We start from the raw sequence: 10,369 nt of genomic DNA on the forward strand, positions 1-10,369 counted from the left end.
GTGCCAGTTCATAATACGCAGCTAGGACATCAAAGCTTTTCAGAATCGACTTTTTTCAGGGTCATTAGAACACCGAAATTTTAATAGCCTTTTATCATAAAAAAGAAGGCTATCATTCCAATCTGATCTAGGTTAAAGCCCCGCACCGTAAGGAAAATGACTCGCTTCGATACCTTTAAATACTGAGTTTGCTAGCACATACAAAATTATGCAAACTGACTAATGACACATCACTTTTTAACTTCAATATACAACCGCCGGCGCTGGCGTTTTCCCGTATTTGAAGAGAATAATTATGAGTGATACAACAAAAAACAAACCACTACCTTCCTTTATCGAAGAACGCTTGAATTTCTATATTCAAGACCTCATTACCCAGAACCAAAGCCAAAAGCACTTGGTATTGGGTAAACGACCTCAGCGCAATGCCGTCGTGATGCAGAGCAATGATTACTTAGCACTGTCACACAACAAACCGATCCAAGACGCCCATCAAGCAGCGATTATTGAACACGATGACAACGTAGTGATGTCTGCAATTTTTTTACAAGATGAAGAGTCTAAACCTGCGTTTGAAACCGAGCTCGCGAACTATGTCGGAATGGAGAGCTGTTTACTTTCTCAGTCAGGTTGGGCGGCCAATATAGGACTATTACAAACCATCTGCCCGCCGGACACATCGGTGTATATCGACTTTTTTGCCCATATGTCGCTATGGGAAGGCATTCGTGCCGCTGGCGGCATCGCCCACCCGTTTATGCATAACAATATGAATCACCTGCGTAAACAGTTAGAGCGCCACGGCTCAGGCGTTATTGTGGTCGATTCGGTTTACAGTACCATTGGGACCATCGCCCCACTACGCGACATCTACGAAATGGCGCAGGAGTTTGATTGTGCCGTCGTCGTTGATGAATCGCATTCATTGGGCACGCATGGGGAAAATGGTGCCGGCATAGTTCACGCATTGGGCCTTACAAACCAAGTCGACTTCATCACCGTAAGTTTGGCTAAAACCTTTGCTTATCGTGCAGGCGCGATCCTTGGGCCAAAACTGCTTTCAGAAACCTTACCGTTTGTTGCTTATCCCGCGATTTTCAGCTCGACCGTGTTACCACAAGAGGTGGTCCGTTTAGAGAAAACATTAGAGGTAATCAAAAGTGCAGATGATAAACGACAGGCTCTGTTCCAGCGTGCTAAATCGTTGACTACGGGTCTAAAACGAATTGGCTTTAATATCCGCAGCGAGTCTCAAATTGTGGCATTAGAATGTGGTAGTGAAAGAAACACTGAACGTGTTCGCGATTTCCTCGAAGAACGGAATGTGTTCGGTGCGGTGTTCTGCCGCCCCGCTACGGGCAAGAACAAAAACATCATCCGTTTTTCAGTGAATGCCGGCATGACGCCAAGAGACATTGACCATGTGCTTACCGTTTGTCACGAAGCGTATCATCACCCCGAGTTAGAGTTCGTGTAACCTTGTTCGAACCATATTTATAACTAACACCAACGGCAGGACTGAATGGACGCTATCATGTCGCAATACAAAAAGAGCCCAGCAATTCGCTGAGCTCTTTCTTGAATCTATGTCTACCCAATTCCCGTGAACTTCAGACTATTACATCCATTAAATCCAGTGAGCAATTTTATCGAATAGTCGGTTTTTGTCCGCCGGTTTAACAATAAAGTCCGACATGCCTGACGATTCCATCTTTTCCAAGGTAACGGGAGAACTGTCACCCGTGTGAGCAATAATCGGCACCGAAGAGTATTCTTTGTCGGCACTTCGAATTCGGCGAGAAGCTTCAACACCGTCCATGATTGGCATTTCAATATCCATTAGGATCAAGTCGATGTCGTCGGTATCAAGCGCATCTAAGGCTTGTTGTCCGTCTTCTTTCTGCACAACATCAAAGCCCTGTTTTTCCAATAACATTGCCGTAAATCGGCGTAGAGATTCATTGTCATCGACCACCATAATCGTACGTTTAGTGGTGGCCTCTAGCGGTTTTACAGCAACCGATGTCATCACGTAGTTGGAGTCAAACAGTAAACGGTCAATGGTCGCTTTAGTATTCAGTAGCCAGACTTGTGTTTCCACCCAAATAGGCTCGAAAGAGATGTTACGTACACGCTTGATAGGATGACGCTCATACAAGTAAATGATTCGCGCCTCAGTAAACGAAAGTAACGATTCAATCCTATCGAGGCAATTGGCTCTTAAATCCAAGCTCTCCATATCAACAAAGATCAGATCGAATTCGAACTGATACTCCTTGTTCTTAAGCGCAGATGCGACATCTAAGACGGCAAGTTCAAAGCCCATAAAACGCGATATCTCGGTCATTTTACTGGTCAGAATCTTCTGGTCGCTCACCATTAATACGGTCTTCAGCTTAGTGAGCTCACTCTTGATCTCTTTCACTGTATTTGAAGCCAAAGATGGGAACGTCATCGTAAACTGCGTCCATTGTTCCACTTCAGACTGGCATTTAATCTCACCACCAAACGAACGCATCACCTTCTTACAAAATGGTAAACCCAGCCCGTAATTACCCGACTGGCCTGTGGTGTAAAAATCTTGGAAAATACGACGAATGATATCGCTCGAAATACCAGACCCGTTATCCGTCACCATAATTTGGTTCGTCACTTCATCACTGAACATGGTGACATGAATATGGAAATCTTCAGGGCTACGATGATGGAACGCATTCTTGAACAGGTTATACATGACGTATTTCAGCAAGGTGTCGCTGCCCAAGAACTCAAAGTTACTCTGCACATCCAAGGAGATTGCTGACTTATCAGCAGTACGTTTGTAATTGAAGCTGTCTATCGCATCCTCAACCACCGCTTGCGCTGAATGCTTCTTAAACGTAGAGCGAGAGACGCGGTTTTCATCAATTGAAGTCAGTAACAGATCAATCGTTTCGTTGCCGGAATGAATGATCTCCATCGCTTCATCGCCCACTTCACGCAACTGAATCACTTCTTCATTGCTTAACGCATATTGCCCTTTTTGAACGCCACTTTTAGGGTTAGGCAATATAGACTGCATAACATCAATAGAGGTAAGTAATCCGCTTAGAGGGTTTCGCATCTCGTGGGCAATACCCGCACCAAAAGACTTCGCCAATGACACCTTGTTTTCATGTTCCACCTGATTGCGGAAGTAGAACAAGTTGCCGAATAAGTAGATAAACAAAAAGATTGGCACATGCGTCCAATCCATTGTGAGTTCGAGGTAGAAGCCTTGTGCAATCCAAGCACACAACGTAGCAATCCCAATACCGGCAAAGGTTTGTGCAAACATCACTCTCGTCACGTGCACCAATAAAATATGGAGGAAAATAGCCGACATGAATGACATAACCCAAACGTTGGACCAATTATTCATTAGCAGCATGTAGAAAAAGAAACCTGGCAAACAGATAGTTACAGCAACTTGATAATAAGCCGGAAGGTATTTTCGCCATTCAAATGGGACACGATTACGAAATATAATGCCAAAGAACAATACCGAGCAAAACAGGCGAAGCGCTAAGTTTTCGTAGGGTTGCGGAAACAAAAACTCCCACACAATGTAGTAAATTGGAAAGCCGACAAAGCCCATCCAACCTACGAGAGTAAGGTTTGGTTCTGCGTACTGGTAAACTTTACGAATCGCGTTCATACGAAATACTTTGTTCTCTAAGCCCTGACGTTTATTAATTCTATGATTTGGTTTTTATACTTATATTTTGGCGCCGATTATATTACACATCACGTCCGAGCAGTGGGGTTTCAATCAAAGAACCAACAGATTTGTTTTTATTATTAAGCTTAGATGAATAAAGTCTCAGTTTTATACTTTAATTCAGACACTAAACCTGAGTTCCTGAGACTTGTCAGCTAGCGCCTACACCAATTACCCCTCTTACTTACTGTTATGTAACTGTTACTCGATGCATTTTTCTTGGAGTATCGCCGTAATCTATCACTGCGTAATGTTGCGTTACCCTGTTATCCCAGATCGCCATTGAGCCGTTGTCCCATTTGAAACGAACTTGAAACTCAGGGCGTCTCGCAATTTCAAACAGTTGGCTGAGTAAAACATCACTCTCTTTGCGGTCGAGCTCATTGATATAACGCGTAAACTGTTCATTGATATACAGCGTTTCTTTACCCGTTTCAGGATGAACTTGAACAACAGAGTGAACCACTGGCGGATTCTCCTGTGCTGTTTTGATTAAGGATTTGTGCCAATCGAGCTCAATGTCTTCTGACTCTATACCTTCAAAGGCCACCAGCGAATGAGTCGCCGATAAGCCTCTCAACTTAGCTTTCATATCTTCATTTAGAGATTCAAAAACCGCCGTCATAGAACACCAGATCGTGTCACCACCGACGCTTGGAATGTGTTGAGCATGCAACAGGGAAGCTTTCGACGGCAAGCTGCGCCACGTTAAGTCGGTATGCCAATAACTTTCCATTGGCGCATTGCCTAGGGTTGTTTCAATCACACTCACCTGAGGCGCACTTTCCACGCGAGGGAAGAAAGGATGTGCAGGTTCTAACGTTCCAAAGCGTTCTGCAATCATCAAGTGTTGTTCTGGAGACAAAGTCTGCCCGCCGAGAAAGATCACTTGATGGGTTAGAAGCGCCTGATACACCTTATCGAGTTCATCAGCACTGCATGTAGAAAGCTCTAATTCGTGGATGCGAGCTCCGATGTGAGGAGTAATGGGTTCTATTTTCAACATACTTTCGCTTATTGATGATGTGACATTTCAGAGTCAATTTGGATACTGACTAGTAAACCGGACAAATACGCCATTTCTTTCAATCCTACTCGCTATAAAAGCAAAAAGCAGTTTTCCGATTAATATCAATGATCTTGTCTCGCCTAAAACATTAAAGCCTCAGTCTTCAAGCTGTTGAGAACAGCGTCAATACTGAGGCTTTGAGTTCGTTTAATTTCTATCTTTTAGCTGCTTACTTAAGATATCGACTAACGAGTCGTTGGTTTAACCATTTGCCATTGAGATAACGCTTTGTCGGCAACATTGCACTCCTGCATATACAAGCTTCTCCAACGGTGCGCCGCACTGTAGGTCACTTTAGATACATCGCCTGCAGTAATACAAAGGTTAGAACCCACCAACTGAACCTGTTTGTCCTCTGTAAACTCAAACGTTTGGAACTGAGTGGCTTTCAAAAATGGTTCGTCGATGTGGCAGCGTTTTAACATCAGCGAATTGTAAGGTAACGAATTATTATTAACGCCCATAACCGTGACACATGCCTCGAAAGCCAGAAAGAACAATGTCCCGTCATCTCTATGGGTCACCGCCTCATCAGCGTACAAGCCTTCTTTGCAATTGTGCGTCAATAACGGCAAATCGAATCTTACATAGTCACCACTTCCAGCAACATCAATACAATAGCCGTCTTCCCTGTCTAACAGATCAACCAACTTTAAGTGTAAGCCCGTTTCCTTCCAATCTGCGTTTACTGGGACAGCAAACAACAGCGATAGCAACGATATCAGCCCCAATGGTAATGCAGGGGATGGTTTTTGATACATTTTAGTGTCCTTCTAATGTCGCCTTTATAAGGCAGTGATAGATTTGGCGTAATCCAACATTTCGTCAAAATATGGGTTGTAGGTTAACCTTGCATGAACCTTCCCTTCTTCCTTGTATCCCCAAGCGGAATACCATGGTTCATCACTATTTAAACAAGCTTCATAATCAAGAGGATCGGTACTGTTACGACACATTGGGAATTTACCATTAGCGCCATAATAGAAATTGTCTTCACGGTATAACAAACTCATGTGAGAGAAGTTACTGATGCGTTTTGACGGCACACGACTGTCGAAATGGACAACGCGTTTATCTAGCGTATCTGGTTTATCTCCAAACCAAATAAATCGGCTGTTTGCATTGGTAAACTGCGTTTCAAACAGTTTAAGGACTTCAGTAACATTAACGACACTGTCATCTTGAGTGACGGCTAAAAATGCTGGCCTGTCGAATGGTTTTCTTTTTAGAGATTTTTGAACCTCGTAGCTAGTCCAGTAATACTGCGCAAAGCCATTCAAAGGTACGCTATTGTATTTCATTAGATTGTTGTGATTTTGCGGATCGCCTTGGAACACCCAATCCACAAATAGAGCGCCAGCAGGTGCAAGGAAATCAATATCACTGTCAGATTTAAACGCGGGAGAAAACAGATACAGAGCCTCTATGCTTGGGTCGCTATTCGCATAATCCGTCACCAAATTCGCGCCAGTAGAGAACCCAGATAAAGAAACCTCCAGCCCCTCTTTCTGCATAATTTCAACTTGATTTTTAACCGTATTTTCCCAATCAGATATACTTATCGGCACTAAATCGGCCGGGCGACTGCCATGTCCCGGAAGCAACACACTACGTACTAAGTAACCGTCATCAGCGAACTCTTTAGCAACATCGACAAAAGACCATGGAGAGTCACCTAAGCCATGCACAAAAATAATGCCTTTTTTCACCGAATTTGCTTGGTTTGGCATGATTTCAAAAGGGGTATTATACGAAAGCTCCGCTGCATGATCGTCTTGCAAAAACACACGATTCTCTTCCAGCCAAGCTTGAATGGTTTGTTGATATTCGGAAAACGAATCAAACTGTTGCACTGGAAATGCACTTGCGGAGGTGTCATAGAGCGGATGATCATACTCCTGCTCGCTGCTAATACAGCCAATCAGCAATAAAGCACACACAATTAAAATAAGAGGCTTAAACCTAAATTTCATAAAAAACGACCTTTTGTACCTAGTTTGACATGAAAGATGTTGATGAGTTGTTCTGCTTATTACTGGGGTTCCGAGACCATGCCAGCCACAATAGGCCGCTGATCACACCTATAGACAATTGGATCACACCAAGGTTTTTAATCAAAGAGTCAGACTCGACAGAAACCAACATCATCCCCATCGCGCCACAAATCATTGACGTAAATTGAATGATTGCAACGGCAGAACCAGTGTCCTTGTCTTGTTGTTCAAGCATTAGGTTAGTACCAGGCACTCGCGTTGTGATGGTGGCTAACGTAGCTAATCCGATTAATGGGGCGAACAACCAAGCCGAAGCTTCACCAAGGCTAAAAGTCAGTACTCCACACAAAATCAGAAGCATGAAGCAGAAAGAAATAATTCGTTTTGCAGGCCAATATTGAGTAATTTTGATGTAAGCCCGAGGTCCAAATGAGGCAAATAGAGCATTTAGCGCGAAGATATAACTAAACTCTTGCTCGCTAAAATTAAAGTGCTCAACATAGATGTAAGGACCCGCAGCCACAAATGCCATCATCGACATTGGAGTAAGCGAAAATACTGCCAGTAACAACAGAAACCGTGGATTCTTGAGTACTACTCCCAGCCGTCCCCAAGATCTCACTACAGATCCGCTATAACGAGATACCAACGTTTCTGTCAGACAGAGTGAAAGCACAATCGATAAAAGGCCAAAGACACCAAGCGCAACAAAAATCATCTGCCAAGTGGCAACCTTAAGTAATAATGCCCCTATTACTGGCGCCACCATAGGTGCAATAACCACCAGCGACATAATGGTCGCCATTATCTTCTCTCGTTCTCTCCCATCGTAAAGATCTTTGATAATTGCCACAGCGACAACCGTGACGGCACTACCACCAAACGCTTGAACAATTCGGAAGCCAATCAATTGTTCTATGCTGCCTGAGTTGGCACATAAGAAACTGGCAACAACGTAAATACCTGCCCCGATTAACAAAATTGGCTTGCGACCAAACTTCTCACTGAGGGGCCCCCAAAATAACAGCCCGAAAGCATAAACAACGAAGTAGCTGCTCAGCGTAAAGTTAACCATTGACTGAGTCGTGCCTAACGCTGCCACCATATTAGGAAGAGCTGGTAAATAAAGGTCGGTTGTTAAAGGAGGAAACGCGCTGATCATCACCAAAAAGATCAACGTACCCGTATTGCCGAGTATGGGTTGTTTGTTTTTCATTACATCACCAAATAAGGGACCTGACGCTACAGGTCAACATTATGAAATATCAAAACATCCATGTCTTTGAGGGCTCAAACACTCTATTTAGCGTTTAAAGCGATCTGAGATAAAAATTGATTTGAAATTAAAAAGGAGCTTGTGGTTAAAAAGAGCTGAGCATCTAAAAGTTAGTCGGTTGACCCACTTCAAGCGTAATAAACTCAGAAGCTGGAACTTGAGCTGCCTTCTTCGCAACGTCAAGCAACTCAACAGGTTCCAGGCGAGGCTCCGCCGTCATTTGAAATGTCCCATAATGCATACCAATCGACTGTTTTGAATTAAGATCTTGATGAGCTTGCACTGCCTCAAAGGGGTCAAGGTGTACTGGCTTGAAGATTTCTCTTGGTGCATACGCGCCAATAGGAATAAAGGCAATATCGACAGGTCCAAACTTCTCATAAGCGTATTTGTAGTGATTGGCATAACCGCTATCGCCACCAAAATAGATTTTTTGGTCGCCAATATGCATTAAAAACCCTCCCCATAGCGTTGAGTTTCTATCGAAGGGAGTACGACCTGAATTATGTTGAACTTCTAAAAACCAAAGCTTAAAGATGTCATTAACCTGAACACTCTCTCCCCAATCTAGCTCGGTGGTGTTAGCGCTTGAAGGGAGACGTTTCGCCACTCCAAGCCCCACATAGATTTTCGGGTTATCTCGTTTAATGAGGAACGCCAAAGAGTCCAAATCCAAATGGTCATAATGATCATGGCTTATCACCACCACATCAATTGATGGTAAGTTGGCTAACGCGATCCCTGGTTGGTGCACCCTTTTGGGACCAGCGAAAGAAATCGGACTCGCTCTTTCTGAAAACACAGGATCGGTCAGTACATTCACTCCTTGGGTTTGAATTAAAAAGGTCGCATGATTTACCAACGTAATACGAACTTTATCTCCTAGCTCCCTAGCAGCAGGCATTTTATCCTCATTCGTTTCAACAGTGTCTGGCCAATTCGCTTGTTCAACGTCAGAAGTTAAGCCAGCCCAGACAATCTGCCAAAACGTCAGTGTTTTGATATCGGTATTATTTTCAAACTGACCATTTTTGAAATTAGGTGACGCTTTTCTGGTGTCCATCTTGCTCTCTGCACAGGCGTTAATTAAAAGGGTGAGGCTCACTATCCAAAGAAATTTCATTTCTATTTTCCTGTTGGCTTAACTTCGCACGCTTGCAGGTAAGGAGCGGTAATCGATTCAAGTTGGTCCCACAGCTTACTAGAACCAGATGTATCGCAACCAGGATCACTCTCCGGTAAATCAACCAAACCAAATACATTGTGCCAATAGCTTCCTCTTGGAAGATCTTGTGTCGCACCAATCAAAGAGGAGTGGGAACCTTGCTCTTCCGACACCAGTTGTTTAGTACGAAGCCATGCTAGAAACCCTTTCTTACTTCCAGCGAAGCCACTGGCAACCACACCGGGATGAACCGCAATTGGGTGGATATTTGGGTAACGCTTTGATAACTCGCGTACTTGCCATAAATTCCCCAGCTTGCTTCGTGAATAAGTGCTGGATGTGCCGTCAAAAGGAATATCAGCCGAACACTCATTTTCCATAATGTAAATATCTCCACTAGTCATAACCAGACGAGCATCGTCAACCAACATTTTTTTCTGCATAAGAAGCCGATAAAGAATGTGATGACCTAAAACATTGACTGAAAACGTTTTTTCATAACCGGAAGGCGATATTTCAGCCTTTTTAGACACTAGCCCCGCGTTACAAATGACCATGTCGAATGGCGTATCCCCTAGTTGTTTTACAGCAGTGACAATACTCTTAGGATCCGCAAGATCCATATAGATTGACTCGGCATGAAGAATGTCATCCGTCGCATCCGATAAGCCTCTCGCTAACGACGTCACCCTCGCACCTTGAGCAAGTAAAGAACGAGTAATGAACTCGCCAATACCAGCGGTTCCCCCCGTTACAAGTACCCTTTTCCCATCAAGCCTTTGCAACTCAGGACATGAATGATGTTTTCTTTTCTGTCCAATAATGGCCGATAACACTCGGCGATGCCTACCCTTCGGGGGAGGACTTGCAATAAAACTTAGCGACATAGTGATGCTCCGGAAGGCTCAATAATAAATGACAATTTACAATAAATGTCATTTGTTATATTGTCAACGCACCAATTTGATTTAAGAGCACAATAACTTTTGTGCAAAACGGCAATACTTTTGTATTAAACGACGACCTCGTTTGACTGAGTAGGCGGTAATCGATAGCATCAGACTAATACTGTCGTTATCGAAAGTTCTTATTTTCAAAGCCTTAAATAAGGGTTTAGACACAATTT

The 10,369-nt window shown here is 43.5% G+C and carries 8 protein-coding genes; 1 reads left to right on the forward strand and 7 read right to left on the reverse strand.

The window, feature by feature from the left end; all coding sequences use genetic code 11:
* The first annotated feature begins 295 nt into the window (after positions 1 to 295).
* The gene (gene cqsA, locus AB4232_RS20910) at positions 296 to 1,477 is read left to right on the forward strand and encodes an alpha-hydroxyketone-type quorum-sensing autoinducer synthase (RefSeq protein ID WP_372087926.1); all 1,182 of its coding nucleotides are present in this window, start codon (positions 296 to 298) and stop codon (positions 1,475 to 1,477) included.
* A 150-nt stretch (positions 1,478 to 1,627) separates the two neighbouring features.
* Here the strand turns inward: cqsA and AB4232_RS20915 are convergent, their stop codons facing one another.
* The 7 genes from AB4232_RS20915 to AB4232_RS20945 form a co-directional block, all read right to left on the reverse strand.
* Positions 1,628 to 3,676 carry a response regulator gene (locus AB4232_RS20915; protein WP_122082542.1) on the reverse strand — a complete coding sequence of 683 codons (2,049 nt, stop codon included), beginning with the start codon at positions 3,674 to 3,676 and terminating at the stop codon, positions 1,628 to 1,630.
* Between the two features lie 253 nt (positions 3,677 to 3,929).
* The gene (locus tag AB4232_RS20920) at positions 3,930 to 4,745 is read right to left on the reverse strand and encodes a TauD/TfdA dioxygenase family protein (RefSeq protein ID WP_372087927.1); all 816 of its coding nucleotides are present in this window, start codon (positions 4,743 to 4,745) and stop codon (positions 3,930 to 3,932) included.
* Positions 4,746 to 4,993: 248 nt separating this feature from the next.
* Positions 4,994 to 5,569 (reverse strand): hypothetical protein, encoded by a 576-nt coding sequence (locus AB4232_RS20925; protein ID WP_372087928.1) that lies wholly within the window; start codon positions 5,567 to 5,569, stop codon positions 4,994 to 4,996.
* Between the two features lie 24 nt (positions 5,570 to 5,593).
* Entirely contained in the window at positions 5,594 to 6,781 is a 1,188-nt protein-coding gene (locus AB4232_RS20930) for a carboxylesterase (RefSeq protein WP_102258547.1), read from the reverse strand.
* A 19-nt stretch (positions 6,782 to 6,800) separates the two neighbouring features.
* Positions 6,801 to 8,018 carry a multidrug effflux MFS transporter gene (locus tag AB4232_RS20935; RefSeq protein ID WP_102258548.1) on the reverse strand — a complete coding sequence of 406 codons (1,218 nt, stop codon included), beginning with the start codon at positions 8,016 to 8,018 and terminating at the stop codon, positions 6,801 to 6,803.
* A 163-nt stretch (positions 8,019 to 8,181) separates the two neighbouring features.
* Positions 8,182 to 9,201 carry an MBL fold metallo-hydrolase gene (locus AB4232_RS20940; RefSeq protein WP_102258549.1) on the reverse strand — a complete coding sequence of 340 codons (1,020 nt, stop codon included), beginning with the start codon at positions 9,199 to 9,201 and terminating at the stop codon, positions 8,182 to 8,184.
* Positions 9,202 to 9,203: 2 nt separating this feature from the next.
* A complete protein-coding gene (locus AB4232_RS20945) occupies positions 9,204 to 10,130 on the reverse strand; it encodes an SDR family NAD(P)-dependent oxidoreductase (RefSeq protein ID WP_372087929.1) in 927 nt (308 codons plus the stop codon).
* Positions 10,131 to 10,369: the final 239 nt, after the last annotated feature.

It is taken from the genome of Vibrio sp. 10N.286.46.A8, from assembly GCF_041470165.1.
Lineage (GTDB): Bacteria > Pseudomonadota > Gammaproteobacteria > Enterobacterales > Vibrionaceae > Vibrio > Vibrio tasmaniensis_A.

Coding starts and splice junctions, on each gene's coding strand:
- AB4232_RS20945 (WP_372087929.1), bottom strand. CDS start 10,130: ATGTCGCTAAGTTTTATTGCAAGTCCTCCCCCGAAGGGTAGGCATCGC.
- AB4232_RS20925 (WP_372087928.1), bottom strand. CDS start 5,569: ATGTATCAAAAACCATCCCCTGCATTACCATTGGGGCTGATATCGTTG.
- AB4232_RS20930 (WP_102258547.1), bottom strand. CDS start 6,781: ATGAAATTTAGGTTTAAGCCTCTTATTTTAATTGTGTGTGCTTTATTG.
- AB4232_RS20935 (WP_102258548.1), bottom strand. CDS start 8,018: ATGAAAAACAAACAACCCATACTCGGCAATACGGGTACGTTGATCTTT.
- cqsA (WP_372087926.1), top strand. CDS start 296: ATGAGTGATACAACAAAAAACAAACCACTACCTTCCTTTATCGAAGAA.
- AB4232_RS20920 (WP_372087927.1), bottom strand. CDS start 4,745: ATGTTGAAAATAGAACCCATTACTCCTCACATCGGAGCTCGCATCCAC.
- AB4232_RS20940 (WP_102258549.1), bottom strand. CDS start 9,201: ATGAAATTTCTTTGGATAGTGAGCCTCACCCTTTTAATTAACGCCTGT.
- AB4232_RS20915 (WP_122082542.1), bottom strand. CDS start 3,676: ATGAACGCGATTCGTAAAGTTTACCAGTACGCAGAACCAAACCTTACT.